This window comes from Bacteroides sp. B1-V-101, from assembly GCF_023656585.1.
Classification (GTDB): Bacteria; Bacteroidota; Bacteroidia; order Bacteroidales; family Bacteroidaceae; genus Bacteroides; species Bacteroides thetaiotaomicron.
The window spans coordinates 1-25,792 of sequence record NZ_JAMOKH010000062.1; the positions used below are offsets into that span (position 1 = coordinate 1).

The following is a 25,792-nucleotide window of genomic DNA, read 5'->3' on the forward strand; positions in this document are numbered from 1 at the left end:
CTGATTCAGCCTATAGTCATTTAAGACTAGTGTCAAAGTTAGTTCACTGCAACTCTACTTTTCAAATATACACTTATATTTTGTTGTGATATTTAATACTGCAAATGTAAATGTGTCAAAAGTTACTAAATTCTCCTCCTTCCTGAAGGAGGAGTACCCGTAGGGGGAGGTGGTAGGTAAACACATAAGCTGTTGATATTCAGCTATGCAGTATACCTACCACCCCGGCTTTCAGCCACCCCTCCTTCCTGAAGGAGGGGAGTTTAGTTACTTTTGATACACCCTCATTCCTTTATATAACAGATTTATTTTCAGAGATTAAATCCCTTCCAGCCAGCCTTTTCCCTGACGGACAATTTCCGGTTCATCTTCTGTGCACTTCACTACTGTAGAAGGTTCTATACCTCCTATTCCTCCGTCGATCACCAGATCCACGATATCGCCGAACTTTTCGTCAATCAGTTCGGGATCGGTCATATATTCCAGATCTTCATGCTCATCGTATGGCAGTGTGGTGGTCATAATAGGAGCATCCAGTAAGCGGGCGATTTCACGAATGATGTTGTTGTCCGGCATACGGATACCCACCTCTTTTCGGTTGCGGAAGATTTTGGGCAGCCGGTTGGTACCATTCAGGATAAATGTGAACGGACCGGGGAGATTATGCTTCATGAGCTTGAACTCATTATTACCCACTTTGGCATACTCGCTGATACTGCTTAGATCGTAGCAGATGATAGACAGGTTGTTTTTGCGCGGATCAATATCTTTGATCCGGCAAATCCGTTCAATAGCACGTTCTTTCAGCCCGTGGCATCCGATGGCGTACATCGTATCCGTAGGATAGATGATCAGTCCGCCGTCGTTCAGGATGTCGGTTACCCGTTGCAAGTCCTGCGGGTTATTGTTTTTATCGTACAGTTTCAGAAGCATACTCTCTTCTCCTTTTCTTATTTAAGTTTCTTCTTTAAGAAATCAAGTGCTTTCTCTGTAGCTTTTTCCGTCACTTTCTGTTTGATGGAATCTTTGTTGGCAGTCGTGGCAGAATCCAGTCCGAGCTTTTCTCCCAGTTTGCTGATTGCTTCGTCGGCTACGGATTCAAGTGCCTGATTGGCCATACTCTTTGTATCGACACTGACTTTCGGGGAAGTGAATGAACCGCCGATCTTCAGATCGAGTGTCATCAGCTTGGAAATGCCGGTGGATGCCGGAAGCTTGATCTTGCCGGAGTAGTCGATGGTCTGGTCGAGTCCTGTGCTACCGGAAAGATTCAGATTATAGTCACCCATTTTGATATCAAACGGTTTGGTTTCCACCCGTCCGTCTTTGATGGTGAAATCTAGTGTCATATCTTTCACTTTCATTTCTTTCAGACTCGGTTGGCTGATGGCATCGGCTATCTGGTCGATTGCTTTCACACCACTCAGACTGAGGTCGCGGGTAGACAAGCTGCCGTCTCCTTGCATCGTTTCCAGTACCGGGCTCATAGCTGCGTCCAAGTCGGTCAGCACATTGATGCTGCCGGAGAAGTTTCCTTTCAGGTTCTCAAAGATAGGAGCCAGTTGCTGAACCATATCCAGTTCTTTGTATGCCTGTGAGAAGCTGATATCCGACAGTTTGAATCCGGCTTTCATTTCCGGTTTCTTCGCATTGGCGGTAGAGTAATATCCATTCATCACCACGTTGCCGCCCATAGTACCCATAGAAAGATTCTTCATACCTACCTTTCCGTCTTTGACAACAAGTTTACCGTTCATGTTGTTGAATGTCATCTTGTCAAACAGCACCTGTTTCAGATTGGCGTCCATCTGGAAGTCGATATTGCGCGGAACTTCTATCACGCCGGCAATTGCCGTGGAGTCTGTGGCAGCTGCTTCGGTAGTTGCCACGCTGTCTGCGGAGGCTGTCATGAAATCATTCAGATTGAAATAATTGGAATGGATGTTCAGCGTTCCTATTAGCGTGGTACCTTTCAGAGCGTAGCCGATATAGTTCTCGAAACGGCTGTCGGCAGTAATATCGTTCTTACCGATATTGACCGTCGTTTCGCTCAGTTGCAGATATTTCGGGGTGAAGGTAAAGAGTGATTTCTTGATATCCACATCCGGCATATCCTGCATTTTCAGTTTCATATTGGTCAGACCGATGGTTCCGGAGGCTTTCATGTTGTCGTACTGTTCTTTCTCTATATAAGAAAGACGTCCGGACATTTGCATATCGGCGTTGATGGTTCCGTTCAGTTCCATATCTCCCAAAGGATATACCTGTTTGATCATACCCAGGTCGAGGGTACCTTTTGCCTCTGCTTTGAAATCGGGGTCGCTGATCGGTGTTTTCACGTCCGCAGTCAGACTGAAAGAATTCCCTGCCAGACGGAAACTGAACGGGTTGATTTGGATGGTGGTCAGGTCTATATTTCCTCCCGGATTTCGGACGTTGGCATTAATGTTGATCTGATCGACTCCTGCAGGCAATGCCGGATAACGGAACATAGCGTTCTTGACTTGCATGTCGATGTTGAATGCGGGGACAGTATCTCCTTGCAGCGTACCTTTGGCTGATGCGGCAAGAGTAGCGGTTCCGTCTGTTTTCAGACTGGAGAATTCCGTTGCGTAAATGGCGGGAATCAAAGACAGTATTTCCTTGAAGCCTACATCATTGGTATTGAGTTTGAGATCCATGTCGATAGCGGGATCTTTCAGTTCCACCCAACCGTCGATACCTGCCTGAATGGCGTTGAGGCGAATGGTATTGTCTTTCAGGGTATACTTGTTGTTGGCAAGATCGGCGTCTACATCCATCTTGGCGGAGATGTTGGCGTTTGCAAGGAAAGGAATGCCATTCATCTTGTAAGTCAGTGATTTGGTTTCCGCTTCCAGTTTCAGCGTAGTGCGGTCACTGCCCAGGTCACCGGCACAAAGGGCGTTGAAATCACGGATGTCGGCATACATTTTACCTTGCTGGTCGTCATAAATCAAATTCATGTTCTTGATGACGAAACGTTGCAACTTGACTTTGAAAGGAGATGACTCTGCTTCCGTGGCAGGCGTTTCCTGCGTGTCTGTCATGTCGGGCTTCATGATATCCCAGTTGGCACGACCGTCCGGCAGGACAATGGCGTGCAGGCGGGTATCTTCTATGAATACTTTGGAAATGTCATAACCGCTGTCTCCGAAAAGGGAGAACAGATTGATGGTGGCAGTTACCTCTCCGGCTTGTACAAGGGTATCATTTGCGAATTCTCCCGCGCCTTTCAGCCAGAAATCTTCGAGAGTGACAGAAGCCTGCGGGAAGTTGCGGAACAGGCTAATGTTGAGTTTCTTGAAATCAAATTGTGCATTGAGCATCTTGTTGCCTTCTGTTTTTACAATACCTGCTATCTTACCTTGGAAGGCGAAAGGAAGGAGGAGCATCAGAATGATTATTACCCCTACAACGATAGCTGCGATTTTCAAACCTTTTTTCATTTGCTTTTCTTTTAAGAGTTTGACGTACATACGAAGGCAAAGTTAATAAAAAGTTTTTGATGTAAGATGATATTCAATAACTTTCACAATCAGAAGACTTCTGATACATTACCAACTTATTTATGATTTTTTCTTTCTGAGTTCTTCGGCAATTCTCCATTGTATGGCGGCTTCCACTTCTTTCCCCACTCTCAACAGGGCATCTCCGAAAAGCTCGTGTGCACCGGCATGCTCGGGTTTCAGACTTGTAGCCTTGTCCAGGTCGGCAATTGCTCCTTCAGTATTATCGATTTTCAGACGCAGTTTTCCACGGTTGTACACAGCTTTAAAGTTTGCAGGATGAAGGCTGACAGCGGTATTGAAACAGTTTTCCGCATCAAAATACTTTTTGCTGTTGAACAGGGTGATTCCTTTCCGTATCCAGGCATCTATATAATTAGGGTCGAGGCTGAGCGCTTTGTCATAATTGGCAATGGCGGCACGGGCGTCGTGGGCTTGGGTAATACATTCATTTCCCATTAGCAGATATTCGTGGGCATATTGCCGCAGACGTTCCTGCTGTTCCCGCATTTGCTCTTTGAGCTTTTTGTTCTGCTCCTGCAAGGCATTGATAATCCCCAGTTTCCGGCGGATTAATCGGCGGGGAACAGGTTTCTCTATGTCATAACGGGAGTGAATGGCACGGAAAAATTGTTCCAGACATTCTTCCATATCCCCTTTGTCGAAAGCACGTGCGGCAGCGGCATACTGAACATCGGCCTGCGCCTGTTTCAGAGCCTTGTCGATGGCTTGCCGGTCGTTGAACCGTCCGGCAAAGTTTACGATTTCGGGACGCACAAAGATATCCGCCCGGTTGATCGGCTTTTTGAGCTGGATGCCATCCAGTGAGGTACAACGGCTGAGTGCTACATACGCCTGTCCGCCGGCAAATACACCTCCCGTGAAGTCAATCACTACCCTGCTGAAAGTCAGCCCCTGACTCTTGTGGACGGTAATGGCCCAGGCCAGCCGGATGGGATATTGGGTGAAGCTACCCAGTACTTCCTCTTCAATCTCTTTTGTCTTTTCGTTGTAGCGATAGCGGATGTTACGCCATGATTCCCGTTTTACATCGCATTCCTTGCCGTCATCGGTGATGACGTATATCGTTTCTTCTTCTTCGTCGATACCGGCAATCACTCCGATGGTACCGTTTACCCACCGGCGGTCGAAATCATTCTTGATAAAGATGATTTGAGCACCCGGTTTCAGAACGAGTTCCTGTGAGGTCGGCAGACTGCTTTCGGGGAAATCTCCTTCAATGCTTCCCTCAAAGGTGATCGGTTCTCCTGCCAGCTCGGCCAGTTTCTTCTCATTGATCGAGTCAACCGTATCCCTTCGGGTGGCAAGCGTGATGTACATATCGGCTTCCGATTCTTCGATATGACTTCCGTACCGGGTGTTCAGCAGTTGCAGGTCGGCTGCTCCGGCGGTGTTGGTACGGATATGGTCGAGAACGCTGACAAAGACGGAATCAGTCTGCCGGTATACTTTCTGAAGCTCGATGGATACCAGATCGATCTGGCTGAATACTCTTGCCGAGAAGAAGTATGGAGTAGGGTAGGCACGGTTCAGAATCTCCCGCTCGTCATTCTTTACGACAGGTTCCAGCTGGAAAACGTCGCCTACCAATAACAGTTGTTTGCCGCCGAAAGGTTCCCGTAAGTTATGCGAATATACACGTAAGATGCGGTCGATGGCATCAATGAGGTCCGCCCGTACCATAGAGATTTCGTCTATGATGACCAGTTCAATCTGTTCCAGTAATTTCCGGTGCGGTTTGGTGTACTTGAAGAACTCGTGAATGCGTCCTCTCTGAAGACTTAAATTCGGATCGTCCGGCAGTAACGGATAGAAAGGGAGTTTGAAGAAGCTGTGCATCGTACTTCCTCCGGCGTTGATGGCGGCAATGCCGGTAGGTGCGAGTACGACATGTTTCTTCTTGGTATGTTCGCAGACATAACGTAGGAATGTAGATTTACCTGTACCCGCTTTTCCGGTCAGAAAAACCGACTGGCGGGTATACTGAATAAGATTCAGGGCGTCCTGAAAAGCTGCGTTATTAGTGTCTACGCTCATAAAGTTAGTGACGGATAAGCAGATGTGCTGACCGAATAAATGAATTAGATAATCCCGAAATGTTTCATAGCCTTGCTGATGCCGTCCTCATCAATGGGGGCTGTCACATAATCGGCTGCGGCTTTTACATCCTCTTTGGCCTGCCCCATAGCGACTCCGATAGCTGCGTGGCGAAGCATGCTGATATCGTTTCCTCCATCGCCGAAGGACATCGTTTCTTCCAGCTTGATGCCAAAATGCCGGATGATTTCATCGATGCCTTTCTGTTTGGTATCGCCTTTGGCTGTGACATCCGCAAAAGCCGGATACCAGCGGCCTATTTCGCAAGTCGGAATGGATGGAAGCACTTCTTTTTCTTCTTCCTCCGTGATGAAGGGAGTCATCTGGATCACTTCCTTATTGCTTGCTTCTTCAAAAGAAACTGTCGGGATGACATTTACATGCAGGAAGTCATAAAAGATCTTCTTCACCATCTCATTCGGTTGGCAAACAGAGATATTATGCTCCTCTACGAAGATGCAGGGGACTCCTTTCTTTTCGCAGAAAGCGGCCATTGCTTTTACTTCTTCCTGTGGGATGGCACTTTTATAAATTACTTCTTCTCCGACAAAACAATAGGCTCCGTTCATGGTTATATATCCATCGATCAGGTTCCGGTCCTGCAATTCGGAAAGATTGTTGATAATGGCTTTCGGGCGTCCGGTAGCGATAAATATTTTAAGCCCTTTTGCGTGGGCGGCTTCCAATGCCTCAATGGTAGAAGACGGGATACGGTGTGTTTCGAAACTAACCAGCGTTCCGTCTATATCAAAAAATAAAGCTTTCGTCATAAATTCCTTTTAGTCCAACTGTTGATATGTAGCAAAGATAATTCTTTTCGGTTATATAAACCTAATGAACAGGTACAATTTCGTGATAATATAATCGTCTCACTTCCTTCTGCCTGATCAATTTTATATATTTGTGCTATGGTTCCATATTATTCTTATTATCGAAATGTTCTGTTTTTAAGATTGCTGTAGGAAAAAATAGCTCAAAAACTAATAAACTGGAGATTAAACTGTATAAATAGACGTAATAATATGCAGAAAAGTAGTCTGATTCTGTATAAAACTGTATGGTATATGTATCTTTTCTTGTCTGAAAATAGAAGTGGGAAGAAAATACTTTTTCTTCCCACTTGATTTAATCACCGACTGCTATTATTTTTTTCCCATTGTAAACATAATCTCTGCAATACTTGCATTTACGCCATTGTTGCTGTCGGTCACTGTAGTACGGAAATATCTTCCACTTATAGCCTTTGGTAATAAGATAATTTGTGCATTAGGAACCTTATCATTAGGAAAATCTAATTTTCCTAATTCTGTCCAGTTTTCTTTGTCATCACTGATGCTGAACATGACTGCTTTTAAATCAAGGTTATTTTGGCGCCTAGCCAATTCTATTGATAGAATGTTTTGTGTTTGTTGCATATCAAATATGATTATATGTGGCAATGGTGGATTCTTCCCTTCACCATCCCATTGTGAATGCCAGAAAGTATTTAAATTACCATCAATTAATGCTTCTTTATGCCCGTTTACGGCTCCTTCACCGGTCAATTCTTCTGTGTTAGCCTCAACTCCCCATCCTGTCCTGTCCACATCGATATATTGGTTATGAATCTCGTCCCACTCTTCTTTTGATACAGTATAATAGGTTGGAAAACTCACAACTTTTTCTAATGATGGAATTTCGTCAATAGCCTCCTCTGAAGGTTTAAAATAAGAAGTTACTTTAAACTCTGTATCAAGTACGGCATCTGGTATGATAGAAGTTGTTGCTCCTTCCATCAAAGTGATTGTTTTTTCGCTGCCTTCGTTGTTGGTATAAGTAAACATCGTTTTTGTACATCCTTCCATAGGAGCCCATTTAATGGTAACTCCTTTCGACAGTGTCGCTTCCATAGAGTTGATTCCTTGTGCGGATAACCCAGCTTGATAGGAAGACCCATATACTTCACCGGAAATGGTTTGTATCAGAGATTCTTTTCCCGTTTCACTCTTATTTATTATCGAAAAGATATATTTCCCTTCTGGAAGATCAATTATCTTTGAGATATAATCATTGATATCACGATCTGCAGAGATGGGTACCTCAATTGGAGTTTCGCATCCTTCCCAAGAAATGATACTGGCATTGATTCGAGGATCAGCATTTAGTTTCCATTTCAATTCAATACGGTTGAAACCGCTGTTCGCTTCCAAATCACTGGCGATTCCGAGATAGGTCTCTTCACCCATTTTAAGATACTTTTCGTGTACATCATACATATCTCCGCAAGCAGCTATTCCGAGAATTAGCATGCTGCAAACTATATAGTTTATAATATTTTTCATAATCTAATTATTAAGTTATTTCCCGATAGGTTGCCCCCAAAAGGTCATTTCACCGATCTGTGCATAAGTACCTCCACTCCAATTCTCAAGCATGTAAATTCGAATGTAACGGAAATTGGGTGCATCTAGTGGAATCTCATGTTCGTCACCGTTTTCAATATATTCTAAATCTTCATTTGTTTTCGTAGGGTTATCGCTTCCAGAAGGTTTATAACACTCTACTTCCATGATTTTTGTCCATCCTTCGAACGTAGGATATTTGATGCCATCTTCTTTTACTTCACCTCCTAGATACATATTATCCGTAAGTGCTTCACAACCATAGATAACATATTTTTTTAAATTGTTATGGTCATAAGCCCATACATTAACTGGATCATTTCCTCTACGCTGATACATTTTAAAACGACTGACTTTGGCTACCTGTCCCATGTCAAAAGTTATCGTCCTTCCAATTGCAGGGTTTGTCGTATTCGTAATATTATGGAAACATTCCATGTTGTAATCACCTTGCCATATATTTCGTATTGGCAAACCGGACATTGCTTCACAATCACCAGGTAATGGATTAACTTCCTTGAATAAAGATTTAGACAGTTCTTCTTCATACAAAGGCGTACTTTCCTTTTCCAGCATCTGAGAATAGTTCTCCCAGCGATCTTGAATTCTATATCCTAGTGTTATTGGTTCTGCAGCCAAATTACGGATTTTGGCTACTCCGTTTAGTACACTAGAATAGAAATTTTCCAGAGATATCCATTCCCCATCATCTTTTTTAAACACTTCTAAAATAATGTTTTCCCTTGTTGGATTTTCCCAAGTCAGACTAACCCCGCCAAAACTATTTTCGACTTTCAGAGAATTATAAATAAATTCGACGGGTGGAGTCAACGGGCTTATCGTTACCGAAAGTGGTTCAGATTCGTTCCTGCTTTTATCTATACTCTTTAGAGTCACTTGATAGTCACCCACTTTGCCGAACCCTTCTACTGTAAGTTTGTTTACATAAGGAGAGGCTTTAGTAGTTCTTTCTTTTCCATTGATCATATAAGAAGCTACTACACATAGGAGATCGTCATCTTTAGGAGGAGTGTAGCTGATGATAGCTCCACCGTTAATATTTTCTACTTTTATATTGCTAGGCAATCCCGGTGCTATATTGTCAGTCGCGTCAAGTCCAATTCTGTCGTCTTGTCCGCATCCTGTAAGACACAGTATACCAATTAAAGTCGCAGACATATATTTTGTCAGCTTTAATATATAATTTATTTTTTTCATCTTTCCAGTTATTTTATAACATGAATACGGTGATTACCAACCCGGATTCTGTCCCAGGTTCGGATCTTTCAATACAGTTTCTACTTTTAAGGGCCACAAGTAATCTTTAAAACTGTATCTCGAACGTAGATAAAGCGTAGTGACACGGTAAAATTCTTGTGCTGTTTCTCCTTGTACATACCACCCCTTCACTTCACGAGGAAGTTCCTTCTTCCAACGACGTAAATCCCAAAAGCGTTTTCCTTCACAAGCTAGTTCATTTAAGCGTTCCATACGAATGATTTCACGCATACCTGTTTTCGTGTTTGGCTTTTCAGGATACTTTGAATATTTTTGCCAGGATTCCTTTACTCCGTCAAGACCAGCGCGCTCACGCACTAAGTCAATATAGGTATAAACATCGTTGTTAGGGGTGTTGAGCGTTTCATTCAGTGCTTCCGCATACATCAGATACAGATCAGCAAGACGAATAATCGGAAATGCATAACGTTCCGTTGACAGACCGTTATCAGTCACACTAGTTTTATAGCTACATACTTTTTTGTTTAAATATCCAGTATATGAATAGTCTTCGGAAGTAATACGACCAGAAACTTCTTTAGCGCGAAATTTATAGAAAGCCAGATCTTTCGGTTCATCACTGGCATAACCGTAGCCGTACCATGTTCCCCGATCGAATGATAGGTTAGCATAAAAGCGTGGCTCTCGGTTGAGGTGAAGATACGCCGTTTCTTCACCGATTTTGAGATAATGCTTATTATTTCCTTCATCAGGAATGATAGTGAAATCATACCGATTTGGGTAGTTTTTCGACCAAAAGTCTCCTTTATCTTCGGAGATGGGAACACCGTTAGAGGAATAAAACTGTTCGGCAACAGTTAAGGTCGGAGCCATTACAGATATTGCATCGTAGTGACTGCCCTTAGTCGTTTTGGCTACTGCTACCTTTTGTAATCCGTTGACGTTCCATGTACTTCCCCATATAATTTCCGTATTCCATTTCTCTGTAACTGCTTCACCGATATCAAGTAACTTGCGTGTAGCATCCGAAAGTCCGTTAACGGGCAGAGTGAAATAGTAAAGGTCATGTCCGGCTTCTTTGGCGCACTTTATGGCGTCTAAAGCTGCGTCTGCAGCCTGTTTCCATTTGTTATTATCTGTTTCAGAGGGAAAAAGACTTCTTCCTTGATTATCTTTTACGTTGATATAATCGGTATTTCCATTGAATAGAGGACTAGCAGCCAATAACCACAATTGTGCTTTTACCGCTTTAGTTATTGGTTGGGTGATTCGTCCCAGTTCTTCACCTGCATCAGTGACTTGAAGAGGCAGATCTTTAGCTGCGTCATCCAGTAGATTGGAAATATAGTTGACTACATCGTCCACTGGGTCCCGGTAACGTCGTACCTCTTCCGCAGATGCATCTATCGAAATGTTGTTATCCATGATAGGGATAGGACCATAGAGCATAAATAGATAATAGTGGTAGTATGCTTTGAGGAATTTTACTTCCGCAATCCATCTGTTACGTTCATATTGCTGTAAATCTAGAGGCTTGTCAATATTTTCAAGAAAGATATTGCAGTCGCGTATAGCAGTCCAAAGATTTGTTCCTCCATTAAGGCCATCCCAATAACTCTGATAAGGGTCATTACTGTTCTGTTCTCCACGACCGATTTCCCAAGCGTTGAGACTGAGGCGTTGATCTATAAATCCGGTACCTTTGGGTATTAACCAATGTTCATCACCTGCTAGAAAGCCGATGGAACCGGCTTGATCCCACTTTGGCAGGTAACTATAACAAGTAAAAAGAAACTTACGGGCATTTGTCTTGTTGCTGAAGGCTGTTTCCATGTCCGGGGTACCTTCGGGCACTATATCCAAGTAATCACTGCAAGATGTATTGCATAGTATAGCCGTAAGAATAAATGATATGGATACTATAATTTTTTTCATATAGCAAATTTTAGAGTGAAAGTTGAACACCTATATTAAATACACGTTGAACGGGATATCCAAGACCATTGCCTCCCATTTCCGTATCCCATGTTTTAAACTTAGAGATATTGAACAAATTTGTTCCACTCACGTAGATACGGAAGTTTTCAAGTTTGGCTTTACTGGATATTCGCTTTGGTAGTGTATAGCCTATTTCTGCAGATTTCATACGCAAGAAAGTCCCGTCACGTAGCCACCATGTACTTTTTTGGTTATTATTACTAATAGCAGTATCTGACAAACGCGGCCAAAATGCATACATGTTCTGATTGGCTTCGCTCCAATGATCGTCTGCGACAATTTGCAAAAGAGCATTAGTTGCCTGTTTACCTCCTAATTCATTATTCGGGTCATTAGGTTGTATGAAAGGGCTTATATCTGCAGGTGATATAAAGAAAGAAGAACGTGATGATCCTTGGAAGAAACAGTTAAAATCAAAATCTTTATATCCTATTGAGAAGCCGAAACCGTAAATAATCTCGGGAGTAGTAGGATAACCAATAGGAACTCTGTCCTGTTCGTCAATAATTCCGTCATGATTAATGTCCTTGTATTTGATATCTCCTGCCATATATTCTCCAAATTGTTGTTTAGGAGAGTTTGCTACATCTTCTTCATCTACAAATAAACGTTCAGCAATCAGACCGAATTCTTGGCTGAGTTTCGTTCCTATTTTACTTCTCCATGGAGTGGCTGAATAATCGGGTTCTTCGTACTTGGAGAACTTGCTACTGGCATAGGTAAAATTACCTCTAATGGTAGCCCATAAATTCTTGTTGAAGAAATGAGAATAGTCCAGTGAAATATCGACACCATGTCCTTTGGCTTCACCAATGTTTGCCTGCGGAGAGACTTGAAAACCCATTAGAGTTGGAATATCGGCACGTGTCTGCAAAATATTGGTTCTTCTTTCTTTAAAATATTCGGCTTGTATTTCCAGATCTTTAAATAGTTTCATCTCAAATCCTACGTTTAGTTTATGAGAGATTTCCCAACCTATCTTAGGATTAGCATAACGCTTGATGGAAATCTTACCGTTAGAGTTCTTTGCATTGAAATTTGTTCCGAATCCCATACCGTTATCACCATCCATGCTAACTTCAGATAGATAGAAGAAACGTTCGTCAGAAATATTATCATTACCTACTAATCCATAAGAGCCTTTCAATTTTAGTGAACTAATTACTTTTGTGATAGGTTTGTCTTTCCAAAATTTTTCATTGGAAACCATCCAGCCTAACCCTCCTGATGGGAAGAATCCCCAACGGTGGTTCTTGTCAAAACGTTCTGAACCGTTGTAGCCGAAATTGAATTCTGCATAATAACGATCGGAATATCCATAAGTGAAACGACCAGCTATCCCCATATTACGTGATGGGAGTGATAATTGTAGAGTTTGTGCATTTCCAGATTTTGATTCACGTACGGTATATACCATCATTCCACTTATATTATGTTTTTTATAAAATGTCCGGTCATAAGATAGAGATGCTTCCAAATATAGAGAACTGTCAACCGATTTGCTTCCTGGATTATATGATAGATAGTCTGTACCTTTGTCCGAATTTAAGGCGCTAAGTATATATGTGTCCGTGTACTTATCATAACTGTCTAAAGAATAATAGAACGGAGTATATGAACGGGTGAGATCATAATAAGAGTTTCGTGTGACATTTGCCAATAGACGTCCGTTCAATCCGTCGGTGATGAAACCGAAATCTTGTTTAAGTTCGAGTTGAGCAAGAACAACAGTTTTTTCATATTCTTTATATCCTCTGGCCATTTCTGCATAAGGGTTCAGATAGTTTGCACTGCTTCCTGAGTTACCGAATAATACATGTTTGGTGTTAATATTCGTTTCATCAGGAGCATACATAGCAGGAAATTCAACAGGGCTGGCTTTAATTGCTTGGCTGTATATGGCAGAACCACCAGATAACGGTCCTTGATAACTGTCGAATGTGCCACTAATACGTACAGCTAATTCGGTCGTCTTGGTTAAGTTGATGTTTACATTTGAACGTACTGTATATTTGTTCAGCTTGATGTTATTATCAAAGATATTATTAGGAACTTGTTTGAGGATACCATTGTCTCTTGAGTAAGATAAGGCTACATAGTAGCGGGCTACCCGACCACCACCACTGATGCTCATGTTACCACGATAGTTTACTGTGTAATCTTTAAAAAGCATGTCTTTCCAGTCTACCATAGGATAAACATATGGATTCAATCCTTTTTCTCGGGCAGCTATTGCACTTTCAAGATAAGGTAATGCATTGCCTGGATTTCTAGTCCTTGCAGCTTCGTTATGAAGTTTCATGAAAGTTAGCGGATCTGCTAATTCTACCTCTTTTGACGGGGCAGAGAATGAACTTTCTGCTCTGAATGATAACTTCATTTTGCCTTCTGTTCCTTCTTTAGTCGTTACCAAGATAACACCATTGGCACCACGTGCACCGTAAAGGGCGGTTGCGGTTGCATCTTTTAGAACAGAAAAACTGGCTATATCGTCAGGATTCAGTCTTGACAGATCCGAAGAAGTTAGTTCAACATTATCAATTAAAATCAGTGGATCGGCTTTACCTGTACCAAAAGTAGTTACACCACGAATAAAGAACTCTGCATTGTCTTCTCCCGGTTCCCCACTTCTTTGGTAAGCAACCACACCAGCTAACTTTCCAGCAAAACCTGTTGTTAAGTTACTGCTAGTCGTTTTTAACTCTGCAGGCTTAATAGTGGAGACTGAACCTAATACAGATTCTTTTTTTTGCTTGGCGAATGCTACTACTGTTACGTCCTCTAGAGCTATCCCGCTATCTTCTTTCATGGTAACAACGCGAAAGACATTTAGATTTTTAGGATTGAACTCGATGATCTTCTTTTCATACCCGATATAAGAGAATTCAATTGTTTTAGTATTAGCCGGTACCTTTAAAGTAAAGTTTCCGTCTAAATCAGTGGCAACTCCTGTATTGGTTCCCGGAATATAAACACTTGCGCCAATGATAGGCTCATTGTTGAAATCCAGGACAATACCTTTGATCGTGTAAGTTTTTCCTGTCTGTTGTGGCGATGCTGTATCCTGTTTGGCATAGAGTGGAGTAAAACACATACCATACAAACAAAACAGGATTAATATTTGTAGTATTCTTCCACCACCATTTTGTTTTTCATTAATCATAGAAATTAAAAGTGTTAACAATTCATTCTTGTGTTTTCAATAAGCATGAATCTTGTGGTTAATTAAATTTTTCGATAAGTTTGGATAGACAGTCCTTATATATTAAAGATCTGTTATCTTCATTAAGACTAATTTCTCTTTCTTTGCCTTCATTGGAGTTAAATTGATAATAAGAAGATTTATATAGTGTAAAAATCAAAATAGATGGCGTCTTTTCTATTCTGATTTTTGCTTTTAGTAGTACTTGTGATGAATGTAAAATCAAGGAGCTATCGTTACTCCGATTTCATTAGGTTCAACTTCTGCAGCCATTTCAGTGGGAGTGGTGGCTTCCAGTTTGATAAAGCGTGCCTGAACTTTTTGATTGAAATAGACCGTTTGAGGCAATGGGTTGTGCATAATGTTGCTGAATTCTCCATTGGTAGGTACTTCCTTCCAACTCTTGCCGTCGAGACTGATATAAAATTTATATCGGAAAGCCATTGTTGTCTTTGCCTTTGCATTTAGGGGAGCATAGGTAAAGGCGTTGATTGTCACCTTCTTTTGCAAATCTATCGTTAATGGCTTTGTAGACATAACTTTCCATCCTGAACGAGGCAACTGATTCCAGTTTTCCTCTTGTTTCCCTTCCTTTATAGGTGCTGCATAATAAGCAGCCACCTGGCTGATGTTAGCATTCAGACGAGATTCTAAAATCTTTATCCGTAACTGATCGGCTTTAATAGTTGGAAAACGTAGCAATCGTTTGTAACCTACAGTTGTCCCTTTAACCACTTCTTTCCAGCTGTTATCTGTCAGTGCTTCTACGGTGAATGCTTCTATCCGTTGTCCTTTGGTTATATCTTCTTGCAGCATAACTACATTAATTTCTGAACCGGCTTTTAATTGATATATCTTTTCATTGCCGGAAGCTGTATTCCAATATTTTTTCCCTTTCTTCACATAGTTGTCAGCAAATACTTGTTTTCGGTAAGCAGCAAACTCTTTCAGACGTTGTACGTCTGCTTCATGAATTAAGCCTCTATGGTCTGGTGGTATATTCAGCAGAAGTACAGAATTGTATCCTACCGATTGGAAATAAATATCTGCGAGATGTTTCAATGACTTCACTTTATTATCTTCTTCTTTATGATAGAACCATCCCGGGCGTATGGAAACATCTACTTCCGAGGGATACCAAAATAACTCTGTCGCTTTCTCCAACATCTTGCGGCTTCCTAAATCATTTGACTGTCCATTGATTCCTAATTTCTTATTATTCTTGTCAGCACGGGCATATATCTCTGGAGTTAACACGGTGGTGCTCCATTCTGTTTCACGACCTAATCCGCTTTCGTTGCCTACCCAGCGAATATCATCTCCCATAATTGCCATTACTGCTTTGGGTTGTAACCGGTGGATGGTTTCATAGACGGTATCCCAGTCATATACTTGTTTTTTTCCGTTTGGACCTTCTCCGTTTGCCCCGTCAAACCACACTTCGTGTACTTCTCCATAGTTAGTTAGCAATTCGGTTAGTTGGCGGATAAAAAACTTATTATATCGAGGGGAATCTCCATAACATTCAGCATTTCGATCCCATGGAGAGAGGTATAGTCCAAACCTCATGCCATATTTTTTGCATGCCTTTCGAAGTTCTTTTACTACGTCGCCTTGTCCGTTTTTCCAACTGGAAGACGCTACGGAATGCTTGGTCGTAGCTGTAGGCCATAAGCAGAAACCGTCATGGTGCTTGGCTGTCAGAATCACCATTTTGAAACCTGCTTCTTTCAAGTTGCTTACCCATTGTTCTGCATCCAATTCTGTAGGATTAAAGAGATTGGGGTCTTCCTTTCCATCTCCCCATTCACGTCCGGTAAAGGCGTTTATACTGAAATGAAGGAAAGCCGTCAGTTCCATTTGTTGCCAGACTACTTGTTGAGGCGTTGGAACCAAACGTGCAGCCATATCGATTTTTTGTTCAAGAGTGGCATTCAAGGGAAACTCTACGTGTTTTACATAATAGTTTTCTTTCTTTTGCGCCTGTCCTCCCAAAGTAATAATGGAGAATAATATAAAAGAGGTCAGTAGTTTGTTCATAGGTCATAGTATTAATTGAAATTGCTATTTTTAGGAGAAAATTTCCACTATCCAGCACCAATGCCGCTAGATAGTGGAATTTTGGGGGTAATGTTAAGTTCTTATTTGCATATTTCGTATCCAGAGAAAATGCAAATCGTAAAAATTGAAAAATGATAGGTCATTTAATAGTGTAAATCTTTTCATATGTATTATAGAGTATTTATTCAACTTGATGTGTGCTGCAAAAGTAGGAGAATGAATGGTGCAGTATGTTTCAAAAATCACTAATTTATTTTCAAAAATCACTAATTAGCCCCATTTCATCGGAGAATCTGTTGTTATATAGTAAAAATAAGAAGTTGTTAGAATGGAAAGTATTCTTTTTTGTGTGATGCGTTTTCTTTTTGACATAGCAGTGTTTGTGAGATAGAGCAGAAGATACTTTTTCTCTTTTTCTGGTAATATTTTCTCTTAAATGTAGTATCTTTGAAAACTGAATCTTATAATCTGACTATAATGAACGCAACAAAACTATTGCTCATAGTATCTATTGTACAGATGTTCTTTTCATATCCTCTTCGGGCAGAACATTATTACTACAAACAAATCTCATTAAAGGCTGGATTACCTTCAACTGTACATTGCATTGCAGCAGATAATCGTGGCTTCGTCTGGATGGGAACAAGATCAGGCTTGGGAAGATTTGATGGACAGGAACTTAAAAAATATATCCATAACTCATCCCTGTCTAATTCACTTCCCGGTAATCAAATTTATCAGATTGCGAGAGGAGAGCAGGGGAATCTTTGGATATTAACAGATAAGGGAATTTCACTTTATCGATATCAGAGTGATGACTTTCTTTTGCAGACGGATGAGAAAGGTGAAAATTTGATTGCTTATTCTGTTTGCCGGACCCCTGAAGGAATTTTATTCGGTGGACAAGGGAAAATCTATCACTATAGTTATAAAGAATCTTGTATACGGAAAATCTACGAATTTAAATCGGAGCAGAACTTTAATATTACCGCTTTGGGTTTGATAGATTCTCATACGATACTATGTTGCAGTCGTTGGCAAGGGATGTATTTGGTTGATCTTCAATCAGGCGAATACAGACGAGCGCCTTTTGGGGCAGAAAAAGAAATTACGGGTATGCTTGTTGATTCCAAACAAAGAGTGTGGGTTGCTTCTTATAATGTCGGACTGCGTTGTTTTACCCGTGATGGAAAGCAGATTGCACTTTATACAACCCGTAATTCCTCTCTTAGTAATGATATCATATTGAGTATTGTTGAACGTAAAGGGCAAATATGGCTTGGGACAGACGGGGGAGGCATTAATATACTCAATCCTGAGACTCAGCAGTTTTCCTCCTTAAAGCATATCCCCGGAAAAGTCAATTCATCACTTCCTAATAACTCAATCATCTGTCTTTATAATGATCAAAATAATAATATATGGATTGGGAGTATTTATAGTGGTTTGATTAGTGTTCGTGAGGTATATATGCAGGCATACACAGATGCGTTGCCGAATAATAAACAAGGTTTAAGTGACAATATAGTATTGAGTTTATGTCAGCAGGAATCAGGTCATATCTGGGTGGGAACAAATGGAGGTGGAATTAATTGTTTTAACTCCCTGGCCGGAGAGTTTACACATTATCCTTCTACTTTGGGAGATAAAGTTGCTTCTATTTGTGGCTTTGCTTCCGGGAAATTATTGTTGTCTATATTTGCACAAGGGATATTTATTTTTGATCCGGTCACAGGAAATAAACAACCATTTACTATTATTGATAAAGAAGTCAATGAACGTTTATGTCTTCACGGAAATACGGTCAATGTTTATCGGAATACTCCCAACACGATATTGCTGTTGGGCAATCACGTGTATTGTTATCATTTGAAGGAGAAGCAGTTTTCTATTGTTTCCGAAGAAAAAGGCATAAATATTATTGAGGGGTCCTTGAAAGCAATTGCTTGTGATGGGCATTCAACTTATTTGAACGATATAAAACATATTTATGAGTTGGATAATCATAGTAATAAGCTGAGAGTGTTGTTTACTGCTCAGGATGATATGAATATAAATTCAGTATCCATGGATGAGAGTGGCTGTTTTTGGATCGGGAGTAATTTAGGTTTGGTGAGTTATCATCCAGCGACACAGAAACAAAAAATGATTTCTACTTCATTATTTATAGAGGTTTCTTCATTGATTTGTGATCAAAAAGGAAAGATTTGGGTTGGTGCTGAAAACCGACTGTTTGCATGGTCCATAGCCGAGGAGAAGATGGCATTATTCGGTGAAACGGATGGAGCTGTTCCGAATGAATACTTTCCAGAAGCTCGTTTGTTAAGTCAGAAGGGTGATATTTATATGGGAGGGGTCAAAGGATTGCTTCATATTGATGGTAAGCTACCATTGAGAAATACGAATCCGCAATTACAATTATCAGATATCATAATCAATGGAGAACCTGCGAACAATAAATTGTATGATGGTATAAGAAAGCTTTCCGTGCCATGGAATAGTAATATTGTCATTCATGTCATGGCGAAAGAAGAAGATATCTTCAGACAGAAGGTGTATCGGTTTCAGATAAAAGGGCTGGATGAGCAGCTTGTTGAATCATATAGTCCGGAACTGACTATGCGTGCGCTTCCTCCGGGTAATTATCAGATTATGGCTTCTTGTACCACTAAAGACGGTAGTTGGGTGCCTGCTCAACAATTGTTACAACTGACAATTTCTCCTCCATGGTATAAGACATGGTGGTTTATATTGGGTTGTATTCTATTGGTAGCTGTCATTGTCATTGAAAGTGTGCGAAAAGTGTTGAAACGTAAGGAGGAAAAGCTACGATGGGAAATGAAGGAACACGAGCAAAAAACGTATGAAGAAAAAGTTCGTTTTTTGATTAATATAAGTCATGAGTTGCGCACACCTTTGACACTGATCTATGCACCTCTCAAGCAAATATTGAAATCGCTTTCTCCTCAAGATGCCCAATATTTGCCGATAAAGGCTATTTATCGACAGTCACAGCGGATGAAAAATCTGATAAATATGGTGCTTGATGTACGTAAAATGGAGGTAGGTGAAAGTCGGTTACAAATAGAACCACAGCCGCTAAACGAATGGATCAAGCATGTATCACAAGACTTTATCAGCGAGGGAGAGGCAAAAAGTGTACATATCAGTTATCGGTTTGATTCACGAATAGAAGCAGTCAGTTTTGATAAAAACAAGTGTGAGATTATTCTAAGCAATTTGCTGATTAATGCCTTGAAACACAGTCCGCAACATACAGAGATAACTATTGTTTCGGAATTGATTTCTGAAAGAAAAAGAGTGCGCGTATCTGTCATTGATCAGGGAAGCGGATTGGAAAATGTGGATACACGAAAGCTCTTTACCAGATTTTATCAGGGCACTAAAGAACAAAACGGGACAGGAATCGGGTTGTCATATTCTAAAATATTGGTTGAATTGCATGGCGGCTCCATTGGTGCCCGGGATAATCAGGAAACAGGTGCCACATTTTTCTTCGAACTGCCGTTGAGGCAGGATGCTGAAGAGATTGTTTGTCAACCGAAAGCTTATTTGAATGAGTTGATGAGCAACGATGATAGTGAACATATCAGTAAAGGAGAGGAATTTGATACAACTTCGTATACGATTTTGGTTGTGGATGATAATTCGGATCTGACGGACTTTTTTAGTAAGGCATTGAGTGAATATTTTAAAAAGGTGTTGATAGCTTCTGATGGAGTGGAGGCGCTTCAGTTGGTAAAGAGTTATACACCAGACATTATTGTCAGTGATGTGATGATGCCACGAATGAATGGATATGAACTTTGTAAAGGTATTAAAGAAGACCTTGCTGTCAGTCATATCCCTATTATTTTGTTGACGGCTAGAGATGATAAGGAAAGTCAGATTAGCGGTTATAAAAATGGAGCGGATGGCTACCTTACTAAACCTTTCGAAATAGAAATGTTGATGGAGTTAATCCGGAATCGTTTGAAAAATCGTGAATATACAAAGAAGAGATACCTGGATGCTGGATTAATACCAGCTCCGGAGGAAACTACTTTCAGTTTGGCAGATGAAACGTTTTTGGTGAAATTGAATAGAATCATTCAGGAGAATTTGAGTGATACGAAACTGGATGTGTCTTTCATTTGTAAGGAGGTAGGGATGAGTCGTGCTTCGCTTTATACGAAATTGAAGGCACTGACAGGCATTGGTCTAAATGAATATATTAATAAAATCAGGATGGAAAAGGCGATTCTGCTGATTACTGCTACAGATTTTACATTTACGGATATTTCAGAGAAAGTAGGATTTACTACTATCAGTTATTTCAGTACAGCATTTAAACAATATACCGGAGAAACTCCGACAGCCTATAGGAGCAGGCAGAAAAAAAAGGAATAGAGTGCCGGTATATATTAAAAGAATCGGCTTGAAAACGTCTGTTACAGAGTTTTAAGATACAAACTCGGAGTTTTTGTGTACTTTTGCTTCAAGATACATAAAAACCTCATGCAGTATGAACTATAATTTTGATGAAATAATAAACCGTAACGGTACGGACTCCGTAAAATGGGATGCCGTAGAACGCCGTTGGGGGCGTAATGACTTGATTCCGATGTGGGTGGCTGATATGGATTTCCGCACAGCCCCTTTTGTAATCGACGCCTTGAAGAAACGTCTGGACCATGAAGTGCTAGGCTATACATTTGCCTGCAAAGAATGGGCCGAATCCATTATCAACTGGCTGAAAGAACGGCATGGCTGGGAGATTCGTGAGGATATGCTGACGTTTACTCCCGGCATTGTCCGCGGACTGGCATTTGCTATCCATTGTTTCACGGAGAAAGGGGATAAGGTGATGGTCATGCCTCCTGTATACCATCCTTTCTTTCTCGTGACGCAGAAGAACGAACGTGAAGTGGTGTACAGTCCGCTGGTATTGAAAGACGGACAATATCATATTGATTTCGACCGTTTCCGCAAAGATGTGCAGGGATGCAAGCTGCTTATTCTGAGCAATCCCCATAATCCGGGCGGACGTGTATGGACCAAAGAAGAACTGTCGCAGATCGCTGACATCTGCTATGAGAACGGTACATTAGTAATCTCTGACGAGATTCATGCCGACTTGACCCTGCCTCCTTACAAGCATCCTACTTTTGCTTTGATTTCTGAGAAAGCACGGATGAACTCCCTTGTCTTTATGTCTCCGAGCAAAGCGTTCAATATGCCCGGACTGGCAAGTTCGTATGCAATCATTGAGAATGACGAACTTCGTCATCAGTTCCAGGTATATATGGAAGCGAGCGAGTTCTCCGAAGGACACTTATTCGCTTATCTCAGCGTAGCGGCAGCCTACAGTCATGGTACTGAATGGCTGGATCAGGTCGTTGCCTATATCAAAGGAAATATTGACTTCACGGAAAGTTATCTGAAAGAGCGGATTCCTGCCATCAGAATGATTCGTCCGCAAGCATCCTACCTAATCTTTTTAGACTGTCGTGAGCTGGGGTTAAATCAGGAGGAACTGAATCGCCTGTTTGTAGAAGATGCCCACTTGGCTTTGAATGAAGGAACGACGTTCGGCAAAGAAGGTGAAGGGTTTATGCGGTTGAATGTTGCCTGTCCGCGTGCTACGCTGGAGAAGGCTTTGAGGCAATTGGAACGAGCTGTAACTGATTTGAAATGAACTTTTTCCGGGAAAAGTTGGCTTCTTATACGTAAAATTCTATCTTTGTAAAAAGAGGACTAAAGGAAAAGAATATGAAAAGTCATGCAAATAGAGTATTAGACTCCATTAAGCGGTCATTAGCCGAACACTTGCCAAAAGAAGGGAAGGCATTATTGTTTGGTTCCCAGGCGCGGGGTGACGCACAAGTAGATTCAGATTGGGACATATTAATCCTGTTGAATAAGGAAAAATTAGAACCGTCTGATTATGATGAAGTGAGCTTTCCTTTAACGATGCTTGGATGGGACCTTGGAGAAAGGATAAATCCAATTATGTATACAATGAAAGAATGGGCTGCGAGTTGTATCACTCCTTTTTATAAAAATGTAGAACAGGAAGGAATCGAATTGATATGAAACTGACAGATGAAGAACGTAACTCGCTTGTAGTGTTGCAAATGGAAAAAGCTAAAACATTTCTGAAACAAGCCGATGAGATGTATGAAATGAAATATTGGGATATTGCTTCCAATAGATATTATTATGCTTGCTTCCATGCTGTTCAAGCTCTACTGATAAATAGTGGGTTATCGTGTAAGACGCATGATGGATTAATAGCATGCTTTGGTCTGAATTATGTGAAGACGGGTAAGGTGAGTACGCGTTTGGGAGGATGAAATAGCTACCATAAAGGCTCCGGCAAGAGAACTTATTGATACAATAGAAGTCCTGTTAACGGAGGTGTAATTTAATTCTATCATTAATTCTGTCGAATTTATAACGATTATGCGAATATTCTTCCTGATATTCCTACTTGCCTATGTCGGTGGCAATGTTTATATCTTTATCCGTGCATTACAGATGCTTTCCGGCTTCTCGCTGGCTATGAAGATTCTGTTGTCTGTCATCTATTGGCTGGTAGCTTTCTCGTTGGTGATAGCTATGCTGACCCGTCATATAGATATGCCTGTCATCCTGTCGAAATCCATGTTTCACATCGGTTCGGTATGGCTGGTGTTTACACTGTACATGATTTTTGCTTTGTTGATAGCGGATGTGACGAAGATATTTGTGCCGTCACTAAATCACGGTTTCTATTATGCGTTGGGAGCGACTTGCTGTCTGCTTCTGTACGGTTATTATAATTACCGTCATCCGCAGGTCAATAAGATTGATGTCTCCCTTGATAAGCCGATAGAAGGTAACGGAATCAATATCGTAGCCGTGAGTGACGTCCATTTAGGGTATGGCACGGGAAAAGCCATGCTGAAAGAATATGTAGATATGATAAATGCGCAGCATCCCGACCTTATACTTATCGGTGGAGATTTGATAGATAATAGTCTTACCCCATTATATAAGGAGAATATGGCGGAAGAACTGGCACAGCTGAAAGCTCCCTTGGGCATTTATATGGTTCCGGGCAATCATGAATACATCAGCGGTATTGATGAAAGCGTCCGCTTCTTGAAAGATACTCCCATACAACTATTGCGTGATTCCGTAGTAACATTGCCTAACGGTGTGCAGATCATCGGACGTGACGACCGTTCCAACCGTTCTCGTCATTCCCTGCCTACCTTATTAAAGCAAGCGGATCGTAGTAAACCTATCATTCTTTTAGATCATCAACCCTACAACCTGGCTAAAACAGATTCTTTGGGAATAGACCTGCAATTCAGCGGACATACGCATCATGGACAGATATGGCCTATAAGTTGGGTTACAGACAGGATATATGAACAGAGTCACGGCTATCGCAAGTGGACCCAATCACATATCTATGTTTCCAGCGGATTATCTCTTTGGGGGCCTCCTTTCAGAATAGGAACAAATAGCGATATGGCGGTATTTCGTCTGAATCAGATGGCGAAATAGTGAGAATATAATAAAAAGCGTTCTTGGGTGTGTTGAGAATTGAAAAGAATCGAGTATATTTGCATATAATCAATAGATTAAGAAGTTATGAGACGAACAGAAGTGATCGAACAAATCAAGGATATTATCCGTCATGTTGCTCCTACCGCTAAGACCATATTATATGGTTCTCAAGCGAGGAATGAGGCACGCAGTGACAGTGATATTGATTTACTCATCTTGCTTGATGGAGAGAAAATAACTTTGAAAGAGGAAGAGGCGATTACTTTACCCCTTTACGAACTTGAACTGAAAACCGGTATATCTATCAGTCCGATGGTTATGCTGAAAAAACTTTGGGAAAACCGTCCGTTCAAAACACCTTTTTATATTAATGTCACTAATGAAGGAATCGTATTATGAAAGATATTTTAGACGATGAATTACTAAAAGAATAAATTAGACTATTCAGACTCTGTAACTCTTTTCTCTTCTTAACTTGTTATATGTTTATCGATCTGATTATTGAAACGGAACAAACAGCGATATGGCGGTATTTCGTCTGAATCAGATGGCGAAATAGTACACACCAAAGTATCAATATCAGAAAATATAACTATATTTGTAGCGTATCTCCGCAAAGGAGCTACGCTTTTTTATTTTGGAGATAGCGTTTTTATTATCTGCTCTAGAAAATCTGGTAAATTTTTGTGCTTGCAGATAATAAGTAACCGGTCTCCACGTCTCTGTTGTATATAAATTTGTTATATACCTCATGGGCGTGGAGCTATTACTTATTATTCGAGCACGGGCTTACCAGAGCCTTCTAGAGGATAATGTAGTAATAGTTTCCGCGCCTTTTTTCTTTGGGGCATACGGGAACACACAAATGAAAAAACAGAAAATTATGGATGATCCTACTTGTTCCTACCCCTGCCTGATGAAGCTTGATTTACAGGACTCCACCGACAAACTTGCCTTTCTTAAAGACAATTGGCCTAGCTTTGGACAAATTGAAAGCATTGATAAACTATCAAAACATGAACTTAAATGTACTCTCTGTTTCCTTGATGTCCTCATTGATGAGTTCGTAGATGATGAATATGTTTGTTCAAGTCGTGTTATGACTCGTTTGGTGTTGACACGCATATATGTTCAGAATACTATGGAAATCAAGGCATTAAAAGAATTACGATTGGAACTAGAGAAGTCGGATGGTTGAGAATAGGTTGATTCTGGATTTTCTCCACAGTGATTTAATAGCAGTTTTGCTCTCACGCTCTAACAATTTGCTTGTATCCCTTTATTCATCGTAGTTTTGGCTATGATAGCAGGCGTGGTGGCAAGTATGAGAGCAAGCGGTTGCTCTCACTCTGTCAAATCGTGTTAGTAAGTGTTTGTTCAATGCTATCTTTTGATTTGTAGGATGTTAATGGTTGATTTGTCAACTATTAACGATTGACATCTCAGGTCTTAATAATTGAGAAATCAGGTATTAATACCTGATAAATGATGTATTATTGAGCAATAGATGATTTAGTGCTACTTGAAAGAACAGGTGAATCGGAACAGTTGATACGGTTAAGTCAATCAGATCGTGTGGTCAAGTGTCTTACCCTGGATTTGGTTGACTACTATAAGTATCAACTAAAATGAATAAAAGATGAAAAAGAGTGACATGACCTTTAGTCCTTATCAGCTTGAACTTCTTGGCGATTTCTATCGTTCGA

The 25,792-nt window shown here is 40.8% G+C and carries 16 protein-coding genes; 7 read left to right on the top strand and 9 right to left on the bottom strand.

Annotated elements, in window-relative coordinates; genetic code table 11:
* Window positions 1-318: 318 nt before the first annotated feature.
* From NBH01_RS25505 to NBH01_RS25545, 9 genes are all read right to left on the bottom strand, one after another.
* On the bottom strand, window positions 319-933 hold the full coding sequence (locus NBH01_RS25505) for an L-threonylcarbamoyladenylate synthase (RefSeq protein WP_008761010.1): 615 nt from the start codon (window positions 931-933) through the stop codon (window positions 319-321).
* Between the two features lie 17 nt (window positions 934-950).
* Window positions 951-3,467 (bottom strand): AsmA family protein, encoded by a 2,517-nt coding sequence (locus tag NBH01_RS25510; RefSeq protein WP_250700355.1) that lies wholly within the window; start codon window positions 3,465-3,467, stop codon window positions 951-953.
* A gap of 120 nt (window positions 3,468-3,587) precedes the next feature.
* Window positions 3,588-5,585 carry a tetratricopeptide repeat protein gene (locus NBH01_RS25515; RefSeq protein ID WP_234134289.1) on the bottom strand — a complete coding sequence of 666 codons (1,998 nt, stop codon included), beginning with the start codon at window positions 5,583-5,585 and terminating at the stop codon, window positions 3,588-3,590.
* Between the two features lie 44 nt (window positions 5,586-5,629).
* Entirely contained in the window at window positions 5,630-6,415 is a 786-nt protein-coding gene (locus NBH01_RS25520) for a Cof-type HAD-IIB family hydrolase (RefSeq protein WP_008764352.1), read from the bottom strand.
* A gap of 372 nt (window positions 6,416-6,787) precedes the next feature.
* Window positions 6,788-7,966 (bottom strand): DUF4998 domain-containing protein, encoded by a 1,179-nt coding sequence (locus tag NBH01_RS25525; protein ID WP_011109119.1) that lies wholly within the window; start codon window positions 7,964-7,966, stop codon window positions 6,788-6,790.
* Window positions 7,967-7,981: 15 nt separating this feature from the next.
* Window positions 7,982-9,244 carry a DUF5000 domain-containing lipoprotein gene (locus NBH01_RS25530; RefSeq protein ID WP_011109120.1) on the bottom strand — a complete coding sequence of 421 codons (1,263 nt, stop codon included), beginning with the start codon at window positions 9,242-9,244 and terminating at the stop codon, window positions 7,982-7,984.
* 33 nt (window positions 9,245-9,277) lie between these two features.
* Window positions 9,278-11,200 (bottom strand): RagB/SusD family nutrient uptake outer membrane protein, encoded by a 1,923-nt coding sequence (locus NBH01_RS25535; RefSeq protein ID WP_250700356.1) that lies wholly within the window; start codon window positions 11,198-11,200, stop codon window positions 9,278-9,280.
* Window positions 11,201-11,210: 10 nt separating this feature from the next.
* Complete coding sequence (locus NBH01_RS25540; protein ID WP_178068271.1) at window positions 11,211-14,426, bottom strand: SusC/RagA family TonB-linked outer membrane protein; 3,216 nt, start codon at window positions 14,424-14,426, stop codon at window positions 11,211-11,213.
* A gap of 261 nt (window positions 14,427-14,687) precedes the next feature.
* The gene (locus NBH01_RS25545) at window positions 14,688-16,505 is read right to left on the bottom strand and encodes an alpha-L-fucosidase (protein WP_225678992.1); all 1,818 of its coding nucleotides are present in this window, start codon (window positions 16,503-16,505) and stop codon (window positions 14,688-14,690) included.
* 498 nt (window positions 16,506-17,003) lie between these two features.
* Between NBH01_RS25545 and NBH01_RS25550 the strand changes: the two genes are divergently transcribed.
* From NBH01_RS25550 to NBH01_RS25580, 7 genes are all read left to right on the top strand, one after another.
* Window positions 17,004-20,936: a hybrid sensor histidine kinase/response regulator transcription factor gene (locus NBH01_RS25550; RefSeq protein ID WP_225678993.1), complete on the top strand. Its 3,933-nt coding sequence runs from the start codon at window positions 17,004-17,006 to the stop codon at window positions 20,934-20,936.
* 115 nt (window positions 20,937-21,051) lie between these two features.
* The gene (locus NBH01_RS25555; RefSeq protein ID WP_234134288.1) at window positions 21,052-22,224 is read left to right on the top strand and encodes a MalY/PatB family protein; all 1,173 of its coding nucleotides are present in this window, start codon (window positions 21,052-21,054) and stop codon (window positions 22,222-22,224) included.
* A 74-nt stretch (window positions 22,225-22,298) separates the two neighbouring features.
* Window positions 22,299-22,622 carry a nucleotidyltransferase domain-containing protein gene (locus tag NBH01_RS25560; RefSeq protein ID WP_117859954.1) on the top strand — a complete coding sequence of 108 codons (324 nt, stop codon included), beginning with the start codon at window positions 22,299-22,301 and terminating at the stop codon, window positions 22,620-22,622.
* Window positions 22,619-22,882: a HEPN domain-containing protein gene (locus tag NBH01_RS25565; RefSeq protein ID WP_225678995.1), complete on the top strand. Its 264-nt coding sequence runs from the start codon at window positions 22,619-22,621 to the stop codon at window positions 22,880-22,882. The genes NBH01_RS25560 and NBH01_RS25565 overlap by 4 nt, the downstream gene beginning before the upstream one ends.
* Before the next feature lie 109 nt (window positions 22,883-22,991).
* Window positions 22,992-24,083 (top strand): metallophosphoesterase, encoded by a 1,092-nt coding sequence (locus NBH01_RS25570; protein ID WP_117859953.1) that lies wholly within the window; start codon window positions 22,992-22,994, stop codon window positions 24,081-24,083.
* Window positions 24,084-24,170: 87 nt separating this feature from the next.
* Window positions 24,171-24,485, top strand: coding sequence for a nucleotidyltransferase family protein (locus NBH01_RS25575; protein WP_008764355.1), 315 nt, complete (start codon window positions 24,171-24,173; stop codon window positions 24,483-24,485).
* A 484-nt stretch (window positions 24,486-24,969) separates the two neighbouring features.
* Window positions 24,970-25,284 (top strand): hypothetical protein, encoded by a 315-nt coding sequence (locus tag NBH01_RS25580; protein ID WP_032840597.1) that lies wholly within the window; start codon window positions 24,970-24,972, stop codon window positions 25,282-25,284.
* The last annotated feature ends 508 nt before the right edge of the window (window positions 25,285-25,792 follow it).

Bases quoted from the DNA above. Each gene is read 5' to 3' on its own strand.
- NBH01_RS25525 (WP_011109119.1), bottom strand. From the start codon at position 7,966: ATGAAAAATATTATAAACTATATAGTTTGCAGCATGCTAATTCTCGGA.
- NBH01_RS25570 (WP_117859953.1), top strand. From the start codon at position 22,992: ATGCGAATATTCTTCCTGATATTCCTACTTGCCTATGTCGGTGGCAAT.
- NBH01_RS25540 (WP_178068271.1), bottom strand. From the start codon at position 14,426: ATGATTAATGAAAAACAAAATGGTGGTGGAAGAATACTACAAATATTA.
- NBH01_RS25535 (WP_250700356.1), bottom strand. From the start codon at position 11,200: ATGAAAAAAATTATAGTATCCATATCATTTATTCTTACGGCTATACTA.
- NBH01_RS25515 (WP_234134289.1), bottom strand. From the start codon at position 5,585: ATGAGCGTAGACACTAATAACGCAGCTTTTCAGGACGCCCTGAATCTT.
- NBH01_RS25520 (WP_008764352.1), bottom strand. From the start codon at position 6,415: ATGACGAAAGCTTTATTTTTTGATATAGACGGAACGCTGGTTAGTTTC.
- NBH01_RS25565 (WP_225678995.1), top strand. From the start codon at position 22,619: ATGAAACTGACAGATGAAGAACGTAACTCGCTTGTAGTGTTGCAAATG.
- NBH01_RS25575 (WP_008764355.1), top strand. From the start codon at position 24,171: ATGAGACGAACAGAAGTGATCGAACAAATCAAGGATATTATCCGTCAT.
- NBH01_RS25530 (WP_011109120.1), bottom strand. From the start codon at position 9,244: ATGAAAAAAATAAATTATATATTAAAGCTGACAAAATATATGTCTGCG.
- NBH01_RS25560 (WP_117859954.1), top strand. From the start codon at position 22,299: ATGAAAAGTCATGCAAATAGAGTATTAGACTCCATTAAGCGGTCATTA.
- NBH01_RS25580 (WP_032840597.1), top strand. From the start codon at position 24,970: ATGGATGATCCTACTTGTTCCTACCCCTGCCTGATGAAGCTTGATTTA.
- NBH01_RS25505 (WP_008761010.1), bottom strand. From the start codon at position 933: ATGCTTCTGAAACTGTACGATAAAAACAATAACCCGCAGGACTTGCAA.
- NBH01_RS25550 (WP_225678993.1), top strand. From the start codon at position 17,004: ATGAACGCAACAAAACTATTGCTCATAGTATCTATTGTACAGATGTTC.
- NBH01_RS25545 (WP_225678992.1), bottom strand. From the start codon at position 16,505: ATGAACAAACTACTGACCTCTTTTATATTATTCTCCATTATTACTTTG.
- NBH01_RS25510 (WP_250700355.1), bottom strand. From the start codon at position 3,467: ATGAAAAAAGGTTTGAAAATCGCAGCTATCGTTGTAGGGGTAATAATC.
- NBH01_RS25555 (WP_234134288.1), top strand. From the start codon at position 21,052: ATGAACTATAATTTTGATGAAATAATAAACCGTAACGGTACGGACTCC.